Source organism: Mesorhizobium sp. M0139 (genome assembly GCF_040322455.1).
Classification (GTDB): domain Bacteria; phylum Pseudomonadota; class Alphaproteobacteria; order Rhizobiales; family Rhizobiaceae; genus Mesorhizobium.
This window is the reverse complement of the sequence record NZ_JAMYTN010000019.1, coordinates 35,081-55,638: the sequence shown is the minus strand read 5'-3', so window position 1 is coordinate 55,638 and position 20,558 is coordinate 35,081. Positions and strand designations below refer to the sequence as shown.

Sequence of the window (20,558 nt, the reverse complement as noted above, 5' to 3'; positions counted from 1 at the left end):
ACGCAGTCTACAGCCTTTGTGGAGTGGATTGAACCGGATAGTCCAGCCGCATCGGCAGCCCGCCCTCGGCCATATGCGCCTTGGCTTCCGTAATCGTGTAAGTGCCGAAATGGAAGATCGAGGCGGCGAGCACGGCGCCGGCATGGCCGTCGCGAATGCCCTCGACCAGATGGTCGAGCGTGCCGACGCCGCCCGACGCGATGACTGGCACGCGAACCGCATCGGCTATCGCGCGGGTCAGCGCAATGTCGTAGCCGGCCTTGGTGCCGTCACGGTCCATCGAGGTCAAAAGAATCTCGCCAGCGCCGCGATCAACCATTTTTCGCGCGAACTCGACCGCATCGATGCCGGTCTTTTCGCGGCCGCCATGGGTGAAGATCTCCCAGCGGCCGGGCTCTTTGGGCGCCGACACCCTCTTGGCGTCGATGGCGACGACAATACACTGGTTGCCGAACTTGTCGGCGGCTTCGGCGACGAAATCGGGATTCTTCACCGCCGCAGTGTTGATCGACACCTTGTCGGCGCCGGCCAGCAACAGTTTGCGGATATCGGCGACCTGGCGCACGCCGCCGCCGACGGTCAGCGGCATGAAGCATTGTTCGGCGGTGCGGGCGACGACGTCGAAGATGGTTTCACGGTTGTCGGACGACGCGGTGATATCGAGAAAGCAAAGCTCGTCAGCGCCGGCCGCGTCATAGGCTTTGGCCGCCTCGACCGGATCACCGGCATCGATGAGGTCGACGAAATTGACCCCCTTGACGACGCGGCCGTTCTTGACGTCGAGGCAAGGGATGACTCGGGCCTTCAGCATCAGCCCTTGTCCATCGTCGCCAGCAACTCGCTTAGCAGTTCGCCGACCAGCGGCGGAACCTCGGCCTGCGCATCGAACGCCGGATCATAGGCGGAAATGGTAATGCCGGAAATCGGCAGCAGGCCGGCCATGCCGCAGACAGCCTGGCGCAGCTGTTTCGGCTCCGGGCCGCCGGGCGTGGTGTAGCGGTTGGCCTGCAGCGCCCCGGGGTCGTGCACGTCGAGATCGAGATGCAGGTGCACCCGCTTCGCGTCCGGCGCCTTCAGCCTGTCGCAGGCCGTGGCCCAGTCCGGGCATTCGGTGCGGATGACCGGCAAAGTCTTCAACAGCTCTGTTTCGGCCGGATCGAGATCGCGCGCGTTGACCAGCACGCAGCGCGCCGGATCGATAGGCCTGAAGCCGGGGATGGCCGAGGCCATCGGCTTCCAGCACAGGCCGAGAACCGTGGCCAGCGCCATGCCGTCGAGAAAGCCGAAGATGGACGTCTCCGGCGTGTTGAGATCGCCATGCTGGTCGGCCCAGATGATCGCATCGGCATCCTCGCCGGCAACCGCACCGGCCGATGTCAGGCAATTGCCGGCCAGCACGATGGGAAACCGGCCGCGGTCTATGGCGATGCGGACCTCGCCGGAGACGGCACCGCACACGGCAAAGCCGGTGGCGATCTCGCGCTGTTGTTCGTCGCCAACCCTGCCGATATCGGTGACGACGACGTCATGCCCGGTGAGCGTCAGCGCGTCGACAAGCCCGCCGGCGATGAGTGCATCCGGGCCTCGGCCCATGCCGCCGTGATAGTGGCCGCTGTCATAGGAGGCCAGGATGATGGAGATTTTCACGGCCGGGTCTCCATCGCCTTGCCCTGCAGCACCGCCAGCGCCTCGGCCGGGTCGATGCGCCCGTCATAGAGCGCGCGGCCGGAGATGGCGCCTTCGAGTTTCTTTGCGTCGGGCATGGTCATGCGCACGATGTCGGCGATCGAGGCCAGCCCGCCCGAGGCGATGACCGGGATCGACACCGCATTGGCAAGGTCGATGGTGGCGTCCCAGTTGATTCCGGTCAGAACGCCGTCGCGGTCGATATCGGTGTAGATGATGGCGGCAACGCCGGCGCCTTCGAATTTCCGCGCCAGTTCGATGACGCCGAGGCTGGAGGCCTCGGCCCAGCCTTCGACCGCCACCTTGCCGCCCTTGGCGTCGATGCCCACGGCGATCTTTCCAGGAAATTCCTTGCAGGCTTCCCGGACCAGGTCGGGATCGCGCACCGCCACCGTGCCGAGGATGACGCGGGCCAGCCCGCGGTCGAGCCAGTCCTCGATCTGCGCCAGCGTGCGGATGCCGCCGCCGAGCTGCACCGGGTTTTTCGTCGCCTTGAGGATGGCGCCGACCGCCGCGCTGTTGACGCTCTGGCCCTTGAAGGCGCCGTTGAGGTCGACGACATGCAGCCATTCAAACCCTTGCTCTTCGAAGGCCTTGGCCTGGGCCGCAGGGTCGTCATTGTAGATGGTCGCGGTCGCCATATCGCCGTGCTTCAGCCGCACGCACTTGCCGTCCTTGAGGTCGATGGCCGGAAACAGGATCACCGTTCAGACCCCTTCCACAATGGCGAAATGCGAGGTCGAATAAGCGCGCCGGAATTTCAGCGCTGCCTGGTATTCGGGGGAATGGAAGCAAGCCAGCGCGACCTCGTAGCTTTCGAACTCGACGATCACATGGCGATTGCCGGATGGCCCTTCCGGGCTTGACGACTGACCGCCTCGCGTCAGGAATTTCGCGCCGTATTTGTCGAACGCCGCTTTGTTGGCGGCGATGTATTTCGGATAGTTTTCCGGATCGGTCACATCGACCATCGCCATCCAGTAGCCCTTCTTGCTCATCTCAAGGCCTCCAGCGCAGGAAGTTGGTGATCAGTGCCAGGCCGAGCGCCTGGCTCTTTTCCGGATGGAATTGCATGCCGGCAAGGTTACCGCGCGCGACCGCCGCCGTTACCGGGCCGCCATAATCGGCGACGGCCAGCACTTCGTCCGGCCTTGTCGCGTCGAGATGGTAGGAATGAACGAAATAGGCGTGCAGACCCTTGGGCCCGGTCGCAATACCCGAAAACAGCGGGTGCTTGCGCTCCAGATCGATGGTGTTCCAGCCGATTTGCGGGATCTTCAGTGCCGGATCGGCGGGCGTGATCTCCTTGACGTCGCCGGCAATCCAGCCGAAGCCCTTGGTCACGGTCTTTTCCAGGCCGCGCTCCGACATCAGCTGCATGCCGACGCAGATGCCGAGGAACGGCCGCGCCTTGGCGATCGCTACCTCTTCCACCGCTTCCCACATGCCGGCGACGCCGCGCAGGCCCGCCGCGCAATCGGCATAGGCGCCGACGCCGGGCAAAACGATGCGGTCGGCGCTGCGCACCCGCTCGGCGTCGGCGGTCAGCTCGATGGCAGCGGCAATGCCGGCTTCATGCGCGGCGCGCTCGAAGGCCTTGGTGGCCGAGCGCAGATTGCCCGACCCGTAATCGATGATGGCAACCCGCATCTCAGGCTTTTCCCGGCGTATGGCTCAGGCCCAGCGTCAGCCCGGTCTGCGCCGGCCGGGCCAGGCTGGCGTCCGGCACGATGCGCGGCAGCGGCGCCGGCTCATCGGCAAGCGCCTCGGCGTCCAGTGACTGGCGGATGTCGGCATCGTCAGGATTGTCGGCTTCGACGACGCCCCATTCATGCCAGCCGCCGCGGCGCAGCGCTGCGAGCCGCAACCCTTGGCCTTCCAGCCCGATATAGAGCGACACCAGTAAAGACAGTGCGGAGCCGGCCCAGTCCAGTCCCAGCCATTGGCCGAGCACCGAGATGAGCCCCATGGCGACGAAGGCGAGCGCGGCCTCGATCCACAGCCTGTGCCAAGCGAGCCACAGCGGCGCCACCAGGAAAGCCAGCCAGGAAAAACCGTCGCGGACAAAAATGGTTGCGTCGGCCGCCTCGGTGCGGCCTGGCGGTTCCATCACGACATAGATGGCCATCAGCCTACCCTTTCAGAGATCCCTTGGTGGAGGGAACCGCTTCCGGCTGGCGCGGGTCGCGCTCCAGTGCGAAACGCAGCGCGCGCGCCACCGCCTTGAAGCAGGTCTCGGCAATATGGTGGTTGTTGGCGCCATAATGGTTGGTGACATGCAGCGTGATGCCGGCATTCTGCGCCAGCGCCTGGAAGAATTCTCGCACCAGTTCGGTGTCGAACGTGCCGATCTTGGGCGACGAGAAGGCGACATTCCAGACCAGAAACGGACGGCCCGACACGTCGATCGCGGCCCGCGTCAGCGTCTCGTCCATGGCAAGGTCGACAGAGGCGTAGCGCATGATGCCGCGCCGCTCGCCCAGCGCCTTGGCCAGCGCCTGGCCGATCGCAATGCCGGTGTCCTCGACCGTGTGGTGGTCGTCAATGTGCAGGTCGCCCTTGGCCTTCACCGTGATGTCGATCAGCGAGTGGCGCGACAGCTGGTCCAGCATGTGGTCGAAGAAGCCGACGCCGCTCGACATGTCGGATTTTCCGGTGCCGTCGACATGGACCGAGACGCTGATCTCGGTTTCCTTGGTCTTGCGGCTGACTTCGGCGGAACGGGACGCCATGACCTTGTCCTTGGCTGAGGGGTTCGAAACTCAAGACGGGGTTCCAAGCTGTCATTTGCTTGAAAACGAAAGCCTTCTAGCAGCATGATCCGGCGATTGCCAGTTGCGATGCGGACAGCCACCGGCCATGGCGTACGCCGTTTGCAATCACCCGCCCCATGCATACATATGGCCGATCGAAATCACTCGTACCGCGCGCCAATCGCCTTATCGGGATCGCGCGAATCGGAGCTAAAAATGTCCAATGAACTGAGTATGCACGCCACGACCATCGTGACGGTGCGCAAGGGCAACAAGGTGGTGATCGCCGGCGACGGCCAGGTCAGCCTTGGCCAGACCATCATGAAAGGCAACGCCAAAAAGGTGCGCCGCATCGGCAAGGGCGGCAATGTCATTGCCGGTTTCGCCGGCGCCACGGCGGATGCTTTCACCCTTCTGGAGCGGCTCGAAGCCAAGCTCGAACAATATCCCGACCAGTTGACACGCGCCTGCGTCGAGCTCGCCAAGGACTGGCGCACCGACCGTTATCTGCGCCGGCTGGAAGCGATGATGCTGGTGGCCGACAAGTCGGTTTCGCTGGCGCTCACCGGCACCGGCGACGTACTGGAGCCCGAATTCGGCGTCATGGCCATCGGTTCCGGCGGCAACTATGCGCTGGCCGCTGCCCGCGCGCTGATGGACAGCGACAAGGATGCCGAGGAGATCGCCCGCAAGGCGATGCAGATCGCCTCCGACATTTGCGTCTACACCAACAACAACTTTGTTGTCGAAACGCTCGATGCCGGCTAACCCGCCGGTGCTCTATGATTTTCGACCGGTTGCCGAAAAAGACCTGCCCATGATCGCCGGCTGGCTGGCCGAGCCGCATGTCGCCGAATGGTGGGACGATCCGGAGACGGAAATCGCCGAAATCCGGGAGCACATCGACTCTATTTCTGTAGAGCCGCTGATCGTCGAGCTCGACGGCAGGCCGATCGCCTATCTGCAGAGCTACGATCCGCATCTGGAAGACGGCCATCCCTATGCCGACCAGCCGTTCGGCACGCTCGGCATCGACCTGTCGATCGGCGTGCCGGACCTGGTCGGCAAAGGTCATGGCTCGGCTATCGTCAGGCAATTCGTTGAGCAACTGTTCGAGGAAGGCGCGCCGCGCGTCATCATCGATCCGCATCCCGACAATGGCCGCGCCATCCGCGCCTATGAAAAGGCGGGCTTCAGGGCTATCGATCGCAGACACTCTAGATATGGGGACGTCGTGCTGATGTCTGTCGATGCCAAAGAGAGCGACGCGGAAGAAGGGGAATGAGTTGATGGCGACACCGGGCACTGCCAAAAATTACTCGGCCTATGAAGACAGCTGGCGGATGGGGCTTCTGCTCGTGCTCGCTCTGCTCATCTTCCAGGCCGGCGCGCTTTACGGCATGGGTCGCACGCCGATCTGCACCTGCGGTTACGTCAAACTCTGGCACGGTGTGGTGAACAGTTCGGAGAATTCCCAGCATATTTTCCGACTGGTACACGTTCTCGCACATCATCCACGGCTTCCTGTTCTACGCCTTGGCCTGGTTCCTGTTCCCGCGCTCGCCAATCGGTCTGCGCCTGGCATTCGCCGTCGTCATCGAGGGCGGCTGGGAACTCCTGGAAAACAGCCCGTTCATCATCGAGCGCTACCGCGCCGGCACCATCTCGCTGGATTACTATGGCGACTCGATCATCAATTCGGTGTCCGACACGCTGGCCATGGTGCTGGGATTTGTGATGGCGCGAAAGCTACCTATATGGAGCATCGTCGGCCTCGCCCTCATCTTCGAACTGGGTGTCGGCTACCTCATCCGGGACAATCTGACGCTCAACGTGATCATGCTGCTGCATCCGTTCGAGTCCATCAAGCAGTGGCAAAGTGGAATCTAGTGATATGACCACCTTCTCTCCCCGTGAAATCGTTTCGGAACTCGACCGCTTCATCATCGGCCAGAAGGACGCCAAGCGCGCCGTGGCCATTGCCTTGCGCAACCGCTGGCGCCGCCAGCAGTTGGAAGGCCAGATGCGCGAAGAGGTGATGCCGAAGAACATCCTGATGATCGGCCCTACCGGCGTCGGCAAGACCGAGATCTCGCGCCGCCTGGCGCGGCTCGCCGGTGCGCCTTTCGTCAAGGTCGAGGCCACCAAGTTCACCGAAGTCGGCTATGTCGGCCGCGATGTCGAGCAGATCATCCGCGACCTGGTCGAGATCGCCATCGGCCTGGTGCGCGAGAAGATGCGCGAGGACGTGAAGGCGCGCGCGCACCTCAATGCCGAGGAGCGCGTGCTGGAAGCCCTGGTCGGCAAGACGGCGAGCCCGGCGACCCGCGATAGCTTCCGCAAGAAGCTGCGCGACGGCGAGCTCGATGACAAGGAGATCGAGATCGAGGTTGCCGACACCGGCACCGGCATGCCCGGCTTCGAGATCCCCGGCATGCCGGGCGCCAATATCGGCGTGCTCAACATCAACGACATGCTGTCGAAGGCGATGGGTGGCAAGAAGACCAAGGCGCGCAAGACGACGGTCAAGGAATCCTACGCGCTGCTGGTCAACGACGAGTCCGACAAGCTGCTCGACCAGGACGAAGTCGTGCGCCGGGCGCTGGATGCGACCGAAAATGACGGCATCGTCTTCCTCGACGAGATCGACAAGATCGCCTCGCGCGAAGGTGGCATGGGCGCCGGCGTCTCGCGCGAAGGCGTGCAGCGCGACCTGCTGCCGCTGATCGAAGGCACGACGGTTGCGACCAAATACGGACCGTTGAAGACCGACCACATACTGTTCATCGCCTCGGGCGCATTCCATGTCTCCAAGCCCTCCGACCTGTTGCCGGAATTGCAGGGCCGCCTGCCGATCCGTGTCGAGTTGCGGGCGCTGGAGAAGGATGATTTCATTCGCATCCTCACCGAGACCGAGGCAAGCCTGATCAAGCAGTATATCGCACTGATGAAGACCGAAGGCGTCGATCTCACCTTCACCGACGACGCCATCGATTCGCTGGCCGGCATTGCCGTCGACCTCAACGCCAGTGTCGAGAACATCGGCGCGAGACGCCTGCAGACGGTGATGGAGCGTGTGCTGGACGAGATCTCCTACGACGCGCCGGACCGCAACGGCACCAGCGTCGCCATCGATGCCGCCTATGTGGAAAAGCATGTCGGCGACCTCTCGCGAAACACAGATTTGTCGCGATTCATCCTTTAAACGAGGGCGCCGGTTCATCCGGCGCCGGTATTAGGGCGCCGCGCGTCCTTTGGACACGCAAAGGTCGCTCTAGCAGTATTGAATCGATGCATCGGACTTTCCAAAAATCGGTTTCGATCTTTGGGCCGATGCTTAGGCAACAATCCGGCTAACAGGTTGATGTGTGGCCGGATGGTATCATCGGGCCACCTTTCGTCTTGCCGGCTGCAGGGGCGCTCTCGACTCGACCGGGAGCACTCCCTAGTTTGCGCGGCAATTCTCTAGGCGGCGGCGCATGAAAAAACTGATCCTGCTCATTCTCGGCTTGACGCTGGCGGCGACGCTGTTCGCGGCTGACGCGGCGACATTGGTGCCGGCGGGCAACCGCAACGCCGTGCAGCCCGACATTCCGGGCGCTTCCAGCCGCCGCACCCAGGCGACCAACACCACCTTCCAGGCCAAATACCGCAAGGTCTACGCCTTGTTGCAGAACGATGCCGAATTGCGCGCCAAGATCAGGAAGGCCGCCGCGGCTTACGGCATCAACCCCTTGCACATCGTCGGCGCCATCGTCGGCGAGCACACCTACAATGTCGATGCCTACGACCGGCTGCAGACCTACTACGTCAAGGCGATCTCCTACCTCTCCAGCAAGCTGTCCTTCGCCTATGACGGCGAGGACATCACCGATTTCGTGCAGCGGCCGGAATTCAAGAAGTGCACAATGTCGGACAGCTACGACCTGTGGGAATGCCGCGAGCAGGTGTGGAACCGCTCCTTCCGCGGCAAGACCGTCGGCGGCACCAGCTTTCCCAACGACCGCTTCGGCGCCACCTTCTTCCAGCCCTATTATGCCGGCCAGACCTTTGGCCTCGGGCAGCTCAACCCGCTGACCGCGCTGCAGATGAGCGATCTCGTGCACAAGGTGTCGGGGCTGCCCGAACTCGATGTCGGCGATCCCAATGGGGTCTACAAGACCATCATGGATCCGGATCTGACATTGCCCTACGTCGCAGCGACGATCAGGAAGTCGATCGACGCCTACAAAAACATTGCCGGCTTCGACATCTCAGGCAATCCGGGGCTGACCGCCACGCTCTACAATGTCGGCAATCCCGAGCAGCGCGCCTATGCGCTGAAAGCAGAGAACGACAAGCGCCGCGCGGCGGGTGAGACGGTCAAACTGCCCGAGGAGAATTATTACGGCTGGCTGGTCAACGACAAGCTGGACGAGCTGAAGGCGCTGTTTTAGGGCTGGGGCCCTTTACCTCTCCCTTGTGGGGAGGTCGGACCAAAGGTCCGGGTGGGGCCGGTGCCGCACCCCCGCCCCGCTGCTTCGCAGCGACCCTCCCCACAAGGGGAAGGGTAAAACTTACGCTGCCAGCAACGACTTCAGCTTCACATCCGGCGACCCCAACGCCTCCGGCGCCGGCTGTGCCCGTTTCGCGATCAGCATCTCGGCCAGTCTGATGTCGCGCGCCACGGCATTGCCCGTACCGAGGCCGCTCGCCGCCACCAGCCTGCCATCCTCGGCCAGATGAAACAGAATAAAAGCACCGTCGCCGAGATCGCGGCGGACCGTGCTTTTGCCCTCGTCCGAAAGCCCGGCGATCTGCAGCGACAAACCATACTGATCCGACCAGAACCATGGCACCGCGGCATGCGCTTCGCGGGCACCCAGCATGTTCTTCGCGGCCAGCGCACCCTGTTCCTGCGCATTGCGCCAGGCTTCCAGCCGCACCCGCCGGCCAGCATAGACAGCGAGCGGAAACGAGCAGCAGTCGCCGGCGGCAAAGATGTCGGGATCGATTGTTTGGAGTTCGCCATTGACTGCGATGCCGTTATCGACGGTCAGGCCCGCTTCCGCGGCAAGCCCGGTCACCGGCACGGCGCCGATGCCGATGACGGCGAGATCGGCGACGATGTCCTGCCCATCGGCGAGCATGATGTGCACCTCAGCGCCGTCGTCGGCGATATCAGCGATGCCCTGACCGGTGAGCACGGTCACGCCTTCGGCCTCATGCGCCTGATGGATGATTTCAGCGATCTCCGCCGGCACCCCGCGCATGAGGATGCGCGGCTGCGCCTCAATGACCGTGACGCTGGCCCCGAGCTTGCGCGCCGAAGCGGCGAGCTCCAGGCCGATAAAGCCACCACCAATGATGGCGATGCGGTTTGCCGGGCTGAGGTGGGCGCGAATGGCCAGCGCGTCGGCAAAGGTGCGGAGGTAGACGCAGCGCGACCCCAATCCCGGCATCGGCAGCTTGCGTGGTGTCGAGCCGGTCGCCAGCAGCAGCTTGTCGTAGGGCAGGGCCGAACCGTCCGACAGCCGCACCATATGCGCCGGGCGGTCGATCGCCACCGCTTGAACGGAATGGATATGCCGGATCGATTTCTCGGCCAGAATTTCGTCGCTGGCGATCGTCTTGATCTCGGCCGCGTCGCTCGTCATTGCGTCCTTGGACAGGGGCGGCCGCTCATAGGGCAGATGGGGTTCGTCACCCACCAGCGTCACCGGCCCGTCATAGCCCAGTTCGCGCAGAGCAAGGGCTGCCCGCCCGCCGCACTCGCCGGCGCCAATGATGACCATTCCCGCCTGCATGGTCCTACCCGATCTGGATCAGCACTTTGCCGGCCTCGACCTTTACCGGATACGTGGCGAGATTGACGCAAACCGGCGCGCCGCGTGCCGCCCCCGTCTTGTAATTGAAGCGGCCATTATGCTTGGGGCACTCGATGATGTCGTCCATCACCAGCCCGTCGGCCAGATGCACCTTTTCGTGCGTGCACAGGCCATCCGTGGCGAAATAATCGTCGTCAGGGCTGCGATAGATGGCGAAGGTGCGGCCGCCATGGTCGAAGCGCATCACATCTTCTTCGTCGATGTCGCCGGCAGCACAGGCTTCGATCCAGTCGCTCATGTGTTCCTCCCAAAAGCAATTCCAGGAAAAGTGCGTTGCGGTTTTCCGTTCGGAGTTGCGACAAAACAAAAGCTTAATCGCGCAATCATTCCGCCGCGGCGGCGACGGCGTCGTTGTGGAGTTCCTCGCGATAGGGCCGCGCCGTTGGCGGCAATTCGCGCTTGAGGAAATAGTCCTCGTTGCGCAGCTGGCGCAAAAAGGCCGGGATCATCTCGCGATAGCCGGCCAGGATCGACGGCGTCGGCGCCGGCAGATCGTGCTTGATCAGCGCATGCAGTTTAGGCAGCGCATGATAGGGCACCATCGGGAACATGTGGTGTTCGACGTGATAGTTCATGTTCCAGTAGATGAAGCGGCTGACCGGGTTCATGTAGACGGTGCGGCTGTTCAGCCGGTGGTCGATGACATTTTCCGCCAGCCCGCCATGCTGCAGCAGGCCGACCATGACATGATGCCAGGCGCCGTAGAGCCGGGGCAGCCCGACCAGCATCAGCGGCAGCCATGAACCGAAATAAAGCGCCAGCGCGATCGTCACGGCATAGATCGCCGTCCAGATGCGGGCGATGCGAATGGCCTTAGGCTGCTCCTGTTCGGGGATAAAAGTCTTTTCCGCCGCGCTGATATTGCCGGCGGCGTTGCGCAGCATGTCCGACATCGCATGCCAGGCATCCAGCACGCCGATAAAGCCAAGCGCAACGCGGAACAGATCCGGCGGCCGCATGACGGAGATTTCCGGGTCGCGGCCGACGATGATGGTGTCGGTGTGGTGGCGGGTGTGGCTCCAGCGCCAGGTCACCGGATTGCGCATGATCATGAAGCAGGCGATCTGGTAGACGGCGTCGTTCATCCATTGGGTGCGGAAGGCGGTGCCATGGCCGCATTCGTGCCAGCGTGAGTCGGTGGAGGAGCCGTAGAGCACGCCATAGACGAAGAAGAACGGCACGCACCACCAGCTGCCCCAGAACCAGGCGCCGCCGGCGGCGCTCAGGATCAGCGCGGCCAGCCAGATCGTGGTGTCGCGGATCGCCGGCCCATCGGAGCGCTGCATCAGCTCCTTCATCTGCTTGCGCGGAATATCGGTGTGATACCACTCGGCCGCCGACAGGCCGGTCTCGACGGCGAGCTTGGCGTCGCGGCCGATCAGGCTGTAGTCGCGCCGGGACGGTGGTGTGGATAGTGTCGCTTCCATAGGGGCTGGCTCCGTCGGCCACAGCATCCGTCAGGACGGATATGTCCATTACAGGGCGCTTGTGTCCGAGCGCAAAATAGCGCCATGCGGTGATAGTCTCAATATCACAAAGATAGTTTCTATCATTTTCCATCAGAACGATGTAAGCAGTTGCAGGCACTCATGCGGGACAGTCATGGCAAAACGGCCAACCATCACCGATCTGGCGCGCATCTCCGGCGTTAGCGTCGCCACTGTCGACAGGGTGCTGAACAACCGGCTGCCGGTGCGCGAGGAAACCGCGCGCCGCGTCTATGAGGCGGCGACCGGCATCGGCTACCACGCCGCCGGGCTGATCAAGCGGCGCATGCGCCAGGAATTGCCGGAATACCGCCTCGGCTTTCTGCTGCTGCGGGGCAATGATGTTTTTTACGGCGATTTCGCGAGGGAGCTAGAAATGGCGGTCTCGCAATCGCAGCGCTTCCGCGGCGTCGCCACCATCGATTTCGCCAGCTCGCTAGCCGCCGACGAGATCGCCGCCCAGATGCGCAAGCTGGCAGCGAAATCCAGAGCAATCGCCGTTGTCGGTCCGGACCATCCGACGCTGACGGCGGTCGTGGAGTCGCTGAAAGCGAGGGGGCAACCTGTCTTCTCGCTGCTGTCCGACTTTGCCGCTGGCATCCGTGAGGGATATGTCGGCCTCGACAATCGCAAGGTCGGTCGCACCGCGGCCTGGATGATCGCCAGGGCGGCAAAGAACCCCGGCAAGGTCGCCCTTTTCGTCGGCAGTCATCGCTTCCACGGCCATGAACTGCGCGAGATCGGATTTCGCTCCTTCTTCCGCGAACATGCGCCGGACTTCACGGTGATGGAAACGCTGGTCAATCTGGAAGCCAACCAGGTCACCCACGATGCGATGATCGATCTCCTGGTGCGGTATCCGGATCTTGCCGGCTGCTATGTCGCCGGCGGCGGCATGGAAGGCGCGGTGTCGGCGCTGCGCGCAGCGAAGCCCGCAAACATGCCGGTGGTCGTCTGCAACGAGATCAACGCCGAATCGCGCGCGGCACTCGCCGACAACATCCTGACCATGGTGATCTCGACGCCGCTCGCCGCCTTGTGCCGCGAGCTTGTCGACCTGATGGCGCATTCCATCGAGGCCGGCGCCGCCAACGCGCCGGGCCAGACCTTTCTGCCCTTCGACATCTATCTGCCGGAAAATATCTAACGCGTTGCCGCGCCGACCCGTTCGGCGCGGGCTCTCCGGCGATGATAGAATCTATCAGATTCTGCCTTCAGACTCGGCCTGGGCCGCTGTCGGCCTCGATTCGACGTGAAATTGCGGCGCGGCGACCGAAAATCCGCTTTCCGACTTAGGAATCGCTCTTGACGTCTCGCGAAAAAATGGAATAAATATTTCATCAGATTGGTATTTTGGTTCTTTCGTTCCGGAACATCTGTTTCAAACTGGGAGCCTGGCGTTCCATCCCTTGGACAAAACGCCATACGGAACAGGAAGGCATCAGGGAGAGATTCCTCGGGCTATCGGGGATTCCGGGTAGATCGGTGCAGCCGGACACCAATGTGGAGGAGAAACACAATGAAGAAACTGATTTTGGGCGTCGCCTTTGCGGCGCTGATGAGTTCGTCCGCTTTTGCCGCCAAGGTCGGCGTGTCGATGGCCAAGTTCGACGACAACTTCCTCACCGTGCTGCGCAACGGCATGATCGAGCAGGCCAAGGCCATGAGCGGCGTGGAACTGCAGGTCGAGGACGCGCAGAACGACGTCGCCAAGCAGCTCGACCAGATCAAGAACTTCGCCGCCTCGGGCGTCGACGCCATCATCGTCAACCCGGTCGACACCTCGGCCACGCAGGCGATGTCGGACGCCGCCGCAGCCGCCAAGATCCCGTTGGTCTATGTCAACCGCCAGCCGGTCAATGTCGACACGCTGCCGGACAACCAGGCCTTCGTCGCGTCGAACGAGGCCGATTCCGGCACGCTCGAGACCAAGGAAGTCTGCCGCCTGTTCACCGAGGCCGGCAAGAAGGAAGCCAATGTCTATGTCATCATGGGCGAGCTTTCCAACCAGGCCGCCGTGCAGCGCACCAAGGACATCGAAGAGGTGATCGCCACGCCGGAGTGCAGCTTCATCAAGATCATCGACAAGCAGACTTCGAACTGGAACCGCGACGAAGCGCAGAACCTGATGACCAACTGGCTGTCGACCGGCAAGCCGTTCGACGGCGTCATCGCCAACAATGACGAAAGCGCCATCGGCGCCATCCAGGCGATGAAGGCCGCCAACATCGACATGAAGACGGTTGTCGTCGGTGGGGTCGACGCCACGCAGGACGCGCTTGCCGCCATGCAAGCGGGCGACCTCGATGCGACCGTGTTCCAGGACGCGGCCGGCCAGGGCGCCGGCGCGCTCGACGCGGCACTGAAGCTCGCCAAGGGCGAGAAGGTCGAGCACAAGGTCTACGTGCCCTTCCAGCTGGTTACGCCGGCCAACATCGACAAGTTCCTGAAGAAGAACTGAGCCGGCAACTCACGCGTAAGCAATTCCAGGAAAAAGTGTGAAGCGGTTTTCCGTCCGGAATTGCGACAAACAAACAAGAGAGCGGCGCAACCGCGCCGCTCCCGTTTCCCCCACCGCCCTGAGGGGCGGAAGGGCAAATGCGGCCTCACGGAGGACAAGGCATGTCACAGACATCTCATGGCGTCGGCGGGGTCAGCTATGACGCGAAGAGGCGGACATGGCCGGCCGAATTCAACGTCTTCCTGGCGCTGGTCATTCTGGTCGTCATCTTCGAAATGATCGGCCGCATCTTTCTTGGCGACAGCTTCCTGTTCAACACGCGCGACAACGTCGCCGGGATCTTCAATGAGGCCCGCCTGCAGATCATCATCCTGCAGGTGTCGATCGTCGGCATCATCGCCATCGGCGTCACGCAGGTGATCATTTGCGGCGGCATCGACTTGTCCTCGGGCTCGATCGTCGGCGCCACCGCCATGATCGCCATGAGTTTTGCCCAGGTGGCGACGGTCAACGGTAACCCCAACCCCAAGGCGATGTTCCTGGCGCAAGGCTGGACCGACCTGCCGGTCATCGTGCCGGTACTAGTCGCCATCGGCTGCGGTCTGCTCGCCGGTCTCGTCAACGGCTCCTTGATTGCATACACGCGCATTCCGCCGTTCATTGCCACGCTCGGCATGATGGTGACCGCGCGCGGCATTGCCAAATGGTGGTCCAAGGGCCAGCCGATCTCGTTTCCGACCGAAAGTTTCGCTGGAATCGGCAAGGGGCTGATGCCGGTCATCATCTTCCTGTCGCTGGCGGTGCTGTTCCAGCTGATCATGACCTACACACGCTACGGCAAGCACTGCTACGCCATCGGCTCCAACGAGGATGCCGCGCGCATGTCGGGCATCAAGATCGCCAACCACAAGATCCTCGTCTATGTCATTGCCGGCATCCTCGCCGCGCTGGCCGCTGTCGTGCTCTCCTCCAAGAACCTGACAGCACAGTCCGGCATGGGCGTCATGTACGAGCTCGACGCCATCGCCATGGCGGTCATCGGCGGCGTCTCTTTGTCGGGCGGCCGCGGCTCGATCGTCGGCACCGTGATCGGCTCGCTGATCTTCGGCGTCATCATTTCCGGCTTCACCTTCCTGCGCCTCGACGCCTACTATCAGGAGATGGTCAAGGGCGTGATCATCGTCGGCGCGGTCGTTCTCGACCAATGGCGCCAGCGCATGCGGGCATTGAGGGCTTGACCATGCCAGATATCTCCACGACAGACATCGTCCTGAAGACCGAAAACCTGACCAAACGCTATGGCGGCGTCCATGCGCTGGAAGGCGCGAATTTCGAGCTGCGCAAGGGCGAGCATGTCGCCATCATGGGCGACAATGGCGCCGGCAAATCCACCTTCGTGCGCCAGATCACCGCCGTCGAGCAGCGCACCAGCGGCCAGATCTGGTTCGACGGCAGGGAAGTGAATTTTGCCGGGCCGATCGAAGCGCGCACGGCGGGCATCGAGACCGTGTTCCAGAATCTGGCGCTGGCCGACGATCTCGACGTGCCGTCGAACCTGTTCCTCGGCCGCGAAAAGGTGCTTTTCAATCTCGGCCCGTTCTCTATCCTCGACCGCAAATATATGCGCAAGGCGACCGAGGCGGCGCTGATCCGCACGGCCGTGAAAATCCCCAATCTGTCCAACACCATCCGTCACATGTCGGGCGGCCAGCGCCAGTGCGTTGCCATCGCCCGGACCGCGACCTTCGCCTCCAAGCTGATCATCATGGACGAGCCGACGGCAGCCCTTGGCGTGCAGGAGACGGCGCAGGTCGAGAACATCATCCGCACGCTGAAGGACAATGGCGAGCCGCTGATCCTGATCAGCCACAACATGCGCCAGGTGTTCGACCTGTGCGACCGCATCGTCGTCTTCCGGCGCGGCCGCATCGTCGCCAACCTGCGCAAGGAAAACACCGACGGCAACGACATCGTCTCCTACATCACCGGCGCCAAGACCGGGGAGGCGGAACTCGCGGCCTGAACAGGATGGTCATCCTGTTTTCTGGCGTGCTCGAAAAATTATCTTGCCACCTTTCTCAAAAGGAAGGTGGAGACACAACTCTCTCGAACCCATCCCCCTAGAGGAAATACCCCATGACTGTTCGTTTCGCCCTCCTCGGTGCCGGCCGCATCGGCAAGGTCCATGCCCGCGCCGTCGGCTCCAACCCGCAGGCCAGACTGGTGGCCGTTGCCGACGCTTTTGAAAAGGCGGCGACCGAGTTGGCAACCGCCTATGGCGCCGAAGTGCGCACCATCGACGCGATCGAGAAGGCCAAGGACATCGACGCCGTGGTCATCTGCACGCCGACCGACACCCATGCCGATCTGATCGAGCGTTTCGCCAAGGCCGGCAAGGCGATCTTCTGCGAGAAGCCGATCGACCTCGACGTCAAGCGTGTCGAGAAATGCCTGGCCGTGGTCGACAAGGCCAAGGCGACGCTGATGGTCGGTTTCAACCGCCGCTTCGATCCGCATTTCGCCGCCGTGCGCAAGGCGATCGACGACGGCGCGATCGGCAAGGTCGAGATGGTCACCATCACCTCGCGCGATCCCGGTGCGCCGCCGATCGACTATATCAAGCGCTCCGGCGGCATCTTTCGCGACATGACCATCCACGACTTCGACATGGCGCGCTTCCTGCTCGGCGAAGAGGTGGTCGCGGTCAGCGCCCATGCCTCGGTTCTGGTCGACAAGAAGATCGGTGAGGCCGGCGATTTCGATTCGGTCAGCGTCATCCTCGAAACCGCGTCCGGCAAGCAGGCCGTCATCTCCAATTCGCGCCGCGCCACCTATGGCTACGACCAGCGCATCGAGGTGCATGGCTCCAAGGGCATGGTCGCCGCCGAAAACCAGCGGCCTGTGTCGATCGAGGTCGCCAATGAGAAGGGCTATACGCGCCCGCCGCTGCACGACTTCTTCATGACCCGCTATCTCGACGCCTACGCCATCGAGATTGCCGCTTTCATCACTGCTGCAACCTCGGGCAAGAAGGCATCGCCGAGCGGCGCCGACGGCCTCGTGGCGCTGAAGCTGGCCGATGCCGCGCTGAAGTCGGCGACATCAGGCAAGACCGTCCGTCTCGACAAGTAAGAACCGGAACCAGGGCACAGGAGCAGAGCGATGAGCACATCCGCCGATCGCAATTCGAACACGCGCGCTATCGTCACCGGCGGCGCGCAAGGCATCGGCTTTGCCGTCGCCGAAGCGCTGGCCGACGAGGGCTGCAAGGCGCTGGCGCTCATCGGCCGTTCGCAGGAGAAGGGCGACAAGGCGGTCGCCCACTTCAACAACGCCGGCGTCGACGCGATCTTCATCAGCGCCGACGTTTCGAAGGTGGCCGACTGCAAGCGTGCCGTCGCCACCGCCGTCTCGCATTTCGGCACCATCAACGCGCTGGTCAACGCCGCAGCCACCTCCGCGCGCGGGTCGCTGGTCGAAACCTCCGAGGAGACCTTCGACCAGATTTTCCAGACCAACGTGCGCGGCCCGTTCTTCCTGATGCAGGGCGTGGTGGCCCATCTCCTGGACCAGAAGGCGCCGGGCTCGATCGTCAACGTGCTCTCTATGTCGGCGCATTGCGGCCAGTCGTTCCTGGCGCCCTATTCATCGAGCAAGGGTGCACTGGCGACACTGACCAAGAACGTCGCCAACGCCTATCGCTCCAACCGCATCCGCTGCAACGCCGTTCTGCCGGGCTGGATGGACACCGAGGGCGAGGACATCGTGCAGAAGAAATGGCACGGCGCCTCCGACGACTGGCTGGCAAAGGCAGAGGCCGGCCAGCCGATGGGCCAACTGGTCAAGCCCGACCAACTGGCGCGGCTGATCAGCTACATGGCCAGCCCGCAATCCGGCGTCATGACCGGCTCGCTGGTCGACTATGACCAGAACGTCGCGGGGACCTCGCCGGAGTAGCTTCAAACCCTGTTGCAGCAACATCGCCATTCCCAAATAGTCATGATAGTCATGATAGTCGCGAGGGATGCGATGCTAACGTCATCCAAAGGCACCAACTGGACGGTTGCCGGGGCAAAAGCCCGGCTCTCCGAGGTCATCGAGCGCGCGCAGTCCTCGCCGCAGACGATCACCAAGAACGGCAAACCAAGCGTGGTTGTCGTCTCGGCCGAGGAATGGCAGCGCAAGATCGCACGCAAGGGTACGCTTGCCGAGTTCCTGCTGGACTCGCCGCTGCGCGGCGCCGATCTCGACCTTGAACGTCAGCGCGACGAACCGCGTGACCTGCCGCGGTGAGACTGCTGCTCGACACGAATGTCCTGTCCGAGGTGACGAGGCCAGCGCCTGTCGCACGTGTCCTGGGCTGGCTGGACGAGCTTGATGAGGACCGCTCCTTCATCAGCGTAGTGTCGATCGCCGAGATCCGGCGCGGCGTCTCTCTGATGGATGAGGGCCGCAAACGCGAGGCGCTGGCCGAATGGCTCGCCCGGGACCTGCCCCAGCGCTTCGAACAGCGGGTTTTGCCGGTGGACGATGCGGTTGCCTTGGCCTGGGGCGACCTGATGGGTTTTGGCAAGCGCCGCGGTCGTGGTCTATCGTCGATGGACGGCCTGATCGCAGCCACTGCGATTGCGCACGAGCTCACCTTGGCAACGCGCAATACGAAACATTTCGAAGGCTTTGGGCTTGAACTCTTCGATCCCTGGACCGCATGAGCCGCTCCGCGTTATACGTGTTGGCGATTGGCGAACCGCCGGCACTTCGTCATCCACGGGCGGAGCAAGGAGCGTGGCGACGCAGCGCAGACCCGAGGATCCATGCCGCGACTTCAGAGCGCTGCTACGGTCCAGAATTCTGCTCCGCCGCACTCCACGGCCCAGGTCACGGAATGGATCCCAGGGTCTCCGCGACGGAGCTTCGCTCCTGCTCCGCCCAGGGATGACGAAATCGCGAGGATTCGGCCCATCCCGAATTGTCTCCGCATACCCCACGTGACAAGCGCCTCGGCATCGACTATATGACGCCTGATGATCAACCTGACCGCCTCGTATTGGTACTTTAGCAGCTCGCTGGCGGCGGGAGGATTGCGCTCGATCTGAAGATTGCAGCAACAAGTCCGAACAGCCGCCAGACCTGGCGGCTTTTTTGTATCAGCCGGCAGGTCTCCTAAAAACAGGAGCAGAAAGCCGTGTTGACCACCACAGACGATCTTCGGGTCAAGGAAATCCGAGAATTGAGTACGCCGGACGAGGTGATGCGGGAGATCCCGCGCACGCTGACGGCAACGCGCACCGTGAGCGCATCACGCAACGCCACCCATGCCATCTTGAACGGCACCGACGACCGGCTGCTTGTCATCGTCGGCCCGTGTTCGATCCACGACCCGGTCGCGGCCGTTGACTATGCCAGCCGGCTGGTGGCGCTGCGCGAGACCCTGTCCGACCGGTTGGAGATCGTCATGCGGGTCTATTTCGAAAAGCCGCGCACGACCGTCGGCTGGAAGGGCCTTATCAACGATCCCGATCTCGACGGCAGCTTCAACATCGACAAGGGGCTGCGGATGGCGCGCAACGTGCTGTCGGCGGTCAACAATCTCGGCCTGCCCTCGGCCACCGAATTTCTCGACATGACGACGCCGCAATACATTGCCGATCTCGTCGCCTGGGGCGCCATCGGCGCGCGCACCACCGAGAGCCAGATCCACCGCGAACTGGCTTCCGGCCTGTCCTGCCCGGTCGGCTTCAAGAACGGCACCGACGGCAATCTCAGGATCGCCGCCGAGGCGGTGAAATCCGCCGCCCAGCCGCATCATTTCATGGCGGTGACCAAGGGCGGACGCAGCGGCATTGCGACTACTACCGGCAATGAGGACTGCCACGTCATCCTGCGCGGCGGCGTTCAGCCGAATTACGATGCGGCGAGCGTCGAGGCAGCCTCGGCCGAACTCGCCCGCATCGGCGTTGCACCCCGGCTGATGATCGACGTCAGCCACGCCAACTCGGCCAAGAAGCCGGAGAACCAGCCCAAGGTGGCGGCGGATGTCGCCGGTCAGGTCGCGGCGGGCGACGAACGCATCATCGGCCTCATGATCGAGAGCAATCTCGTTGCCGGCCGTCAGGATGTCGTGCCCGGCAAGCCGCTCGTCTATGGCCAGAGCATCACAGATGGCTGCATCGACTGGGCGACCACCGAGACGGTGCTGCACGGCCTCGCCGGCGCCGTAGAATGGCGCCGCTCAGCCCGCCGCGCCATGATGGAGAACCGGCCGGGCGCCGCCTGATACGAGGCGATGCGCGGGAAGGACGCT

23 protein-coding genes and 1 pseudogene are annotated in these 20,558 nt (G+C 63.1%); 14 read left to right on the top strand and 10 right to left on the bottom strand.

Features of this window, described 5'->3' with window-relative positions:
- Nucleotides 1-7: 7 nt before the first annotated feature.
- Genes hisF through hisB form a run of 7 tightly spaced genes read right to left on the bottom strand, consistent with a single transcriptional unit; the run spans nt 8 to nt 4,418 of the window.
- Nucleotides 8-814 carry an imidazole glycerol phosphate synthase subunit HisF gene (gene hisF / locus NKJ58_RS26820; protein WP_352519374.1) on the bottom strand — a complete coding sequence of 269 codons (807 nt, stop codon included), beginning with the start codon at nt 812-814 and terminating at the stop codon, nt 8-10.
- A complete protein-coding gene (locus NKJ58_RS26815; protein WP_352519342.1) occupies nt 811-1,647 on the bottom strand; it encodes an arginase family protein in 837 nt (278 codons plus the stop codon). The genes hisF and NKJ58_RS26815 overlap by 4 nt, the downstream gene beginning before the upstream one ends.
- On the bottom strand, nt 1,644-2,390 hold the full coding sequence (hisA, locus tag NKJ58_RS26810) for a 1-(5-phosphoribosyl)-5-[(5-phosphoribosylamino)methylideneamino]imidazole-4-carboxamide isomerase (RefSeq protein ID WP_352519343.1): 747 nt from the start codon (nt 2,388-2,390) through the stop codon (nt 1,644-1,646). Before hisA ends, NKJ58_RS26815 begins: the two co-directional genes overlap by 4 nt.
- A 3-nt stretch (nt 2,391-2,393) precedes the next feature.
- On the bottom strand, nt 2,394-2,684 hold the full coding sequence (locus tag NKJ58_RS26805) for a DUF1330 domain-containing protein (RefSeq protein ID WP_023672318.1): 291 nt from the start codon (nt 2,682-2,684) through the stop codon (nt 2,394-2,396).
- 1 nt (nt 2,685) lies between these two features.
- On the bottom strand, nt 2,686-3,336 hold the full coding sequence (gene hisH, locus NKJ58_RS26800) for an imidazole glycerol phosphate synthase subunit HisH (RefSeq protein WP_023695990.1): 651 nt from the start codon (nt 3,334-3,336) through the stop codon (nt 2,686-2,688).
- 1 nt (nt 3,337) lies between these two features.
- On the bottom strand, nt 3,338-3,814 hold the full coding sequence (locus NKJ58_RS26795; RefSeq protein WP_023739747.1) for a DUF2628 domain-containing protein: 477 nt from the start codon (nt 3,812-3,814) through the stop codon (nt 3,338-3,340).
- Nucleotides 3,815-3,818: 4 nt separating this feature from the next.
- On the bottom strand, nt 3,819-4,418 hold the full coding sequence (gene hisB, locus NKJ58_RS26790; protein ID WP_023672321.1) for an imidazoleglycerol-phosphate dehydratase HisB: 600 nt from the start codon (nt 4,416-4,418) through the stop codon (nt 3,819-3,821).
- A 237-nt stretch (nt 4,419-4,655) separates the two neighbouring features.
- On the opposite strand from hisB, the gene hslV reads away from it, so the two are divergent.
- The 5 genes and pseudogenes from hslV to NKJ58_RS26765 all read left to right on the top strand — a co-directional run bounded on the left by hslV (nt 4,656) and on the right by NKJ58_RS26765 (nt 8,875).
- Nucleotides 4,656-5,207 carry an ATP-dependent protease subunit HslV gene (hslV, locus tag NKJ58_RS26785; RefSeq protein ID WP_023672322.1) on the top strand — a complete coding sequence of 184 codons (552 nt, stop codon included), beginning with the start codon at nt 4,656-4,658 and terminating at the stop codon, nt 5,205-5,207.
- The gene (locus NKJ58_RS26780; RefSeq protein WP_352459979.1) at nt 5,197-5,724 is read left to right on the top strand and encodes a GNAT family N-acetyltransferase; all 528 of its coding nucleotides are present in this window, start codon (nt 5,197-5,199) and stop codon (nt 5,722-5,724) included. Before hslV ends, NKJ58_RS26780 begins: the two co-directional genes overlap by 11 nt.
- Nucleotides 5,725-5,728: 4 nt before the next feature.
- Nucleotides 5,729-6,329, top strand: a pseudogene (locus NKJ58_RS26775) (DUF2585 domain-containing protein).
- 4 nt (nt 6,330-6,333) lie between these two features.
- Nucleotides 6,334-7,644, top strand: a complete 1,311-nt coding sequence (hslU, locus tag NKJ58_RS26770) for an ATP-dependent protease ATPase subunit HslU (protein ID WP_352519344.1) — start codon at nt 6,334-6,336, stop codon at nt 7,642-7,644.
- 274 nt (nt 7,645-7,918) lie between these two features.
- Nucleotides 7,919-8,875, top strand: coding sequence for a DUF1402 family protein (locus NKJ58_RS26765; protein WP_023694629.1), 957 nt, complete (start codon nt 7,919-7,921; stop codon nt 8,873-8,875).
- 120 nt (nt 8,876-8,995) lie between these two features.
- Here the strand turns inward: NKJ58_RS26765 and NKJ58_RS26760 are convergent, their stop codons facing one another.
- The 3 genes from NKJ58_RS26760 to NKJ58_RS26750 form a co-directional block, all read right to left on the bottom strand.
- Nucleotides 8,996-10,213 carry an NAD(P)/FAD-dependent oxidoreductase gene (locus tag NKJ58_RS26760; protein WP_352519345.1) on the bottom strand — a complete coding sequence of 406 codons (1,218 nt, stop codon included), beginning with the start codon at nt 10,211-10,213 and terminating at the stop codon, nt 8,996-8,998.
- 16 nt (nt 10,214-10,229) lie between these two features.
- Nucleotides 10,230-10,544 carry a MocE family 2Fe-2S type ferredoxin gene (locus NKJ58_RS26755; protein ID WP_023672328.1) on the bottom strand — a complete coding sequence of 105 codons (315 nt, stop codon included), beginning with the start codon at nt 10,542-10,544 and terminating at the stop codon, nt 10,230-10,232.
- Nucleotides 10,545-10,629: 85 nt separating this feature from the next.
- Nucleotides 10,630-11,733 (bottom strand): fatty acid desaturase family protein, encoded by a 1,104-nt coding sequence (locus NKJ58_RS26750; RefSeq protein ID WP_352519346.1) that lies wholly within the window; start codon nt 11,731-11,733, stop codon nt 10,630-10,632.
- Nucleotides 11,734-11,908: 175 nt separating this feature from the next.
- Between NKJ58_RS26750 and NKJ58_RS26745 the strand changes: the two genes are divergently transcribed.
- From NKJ58_RS26745 to NKJ58_RS26705, 9 genes are all read left to right on the top strand, one after another.
- Nucleotides 11,909-12,940: a LacI family DNA-binding transcriptional regulator gene (locus tag NKJ58_RS26745; protein WP_023684066.1), complete on the top strand. Its 1,032-nt coding sequence runs from the start codon at nt 11,909-11,911 to the stop codon at nt 12,938-12,940.
- 372 nt (nt 12,941-13,312) lie between these two features.
- Nucleotides 13,313-14,254 (top strand): sugar ABC transporter substrate-binding protein, encoded by a 942-nt coding sequence (locus tag NKJ58_RS26740; RefSeq protein WP_023832666.1) that lies wholly within the window; start codon nt 13,313-13,315, stop codon nt 14,252-14,254.
- 161 nt (nt 14,255-14,415) lie between these two features.
- Nucleotides 14,416-15,492, top strand: a complete 1,077-nt coding sequence (locus NKJ58_RS26735; RefSeq protein ID WP_023687413.1) for an ABC transporter permease — start codon at nt 14,416-14,418, stop codon at nt 15,490-15,492.
- Nucleotides 15,493-15,494: 2 nt separating this feature from the next.
- A complete protein-coding gene (locus tag NKJ58_RS26730) occupies nt 15,495-16,277 on the top strand; it encodes an ATP-binding cassette domain-containing protein (protein WP_027049093.1) in 783 nt (260 codons plus the stop codon).
- A gap of 113 nt (nt 16,278-16,390) precedes the next feature.
- Complete coding sequence (gene iolG, locus NKJ58_RS26725) at nt 16,391-17,386, top strand: inositol 2-dehydrogenase (RefSeq protein WP_023805775.1); 996 nt, start codon at nt 16,391-16,393, stop codon at nt 17,384-17,386.
- A 30-nt stretch (nt 17,387-17,416) separates the two neighbouring features.
- A complete protein-coding gene (locus NKJ58_RS26720; RefSeq protein ID WP_023805774.1) occupies nt 17,417-18,211 on the top strand; it encodes an SDR family oxidoreductase in 795 nt (264 codons plus the stop codon).
- Nucleotides 18,212-18,283: 72 nt separating this feature from the next.
- Entirely contained in the window at nt 18,284-18,547 is a 264-nt protein-coding gene (locus NKJ58_RS26715) for a type II toxin-antitoxin system Phd/YefM family antitoxin (RefSeq protein WP_023702090.1), read from the top strand.
- Entirely contained in the window at nt 18,544-18,966 is a 423-nt protein-coding gene (locus NKJ58_RS26710; protein ID WP_023805773.1) for a type II toxin-antitoxin system VapC family toxin, read from the top strand. The genes NKJ58_RS26715 and NKJ58_RS26710 overlap by 4 nt, the downstream gene beginning before the upstream one ends.
- Nucleotides 18,967-19,439: 473 nt before the next feature.
- On the top strand, nt 19,440-20,531 hold the full coding sequence (locus NKJ58_RS26705) for a 3-deoxy-7-phosphoheptulonate synthase (protein ID WP_023732717.1): 1,092 nt from the start codon (nt 19,440-19,442) through the stop codon (nt 20,529-20,531).
- The last annotated feature ends 27 nt before the right edge of the window (nt 20,532-20,558 follow it).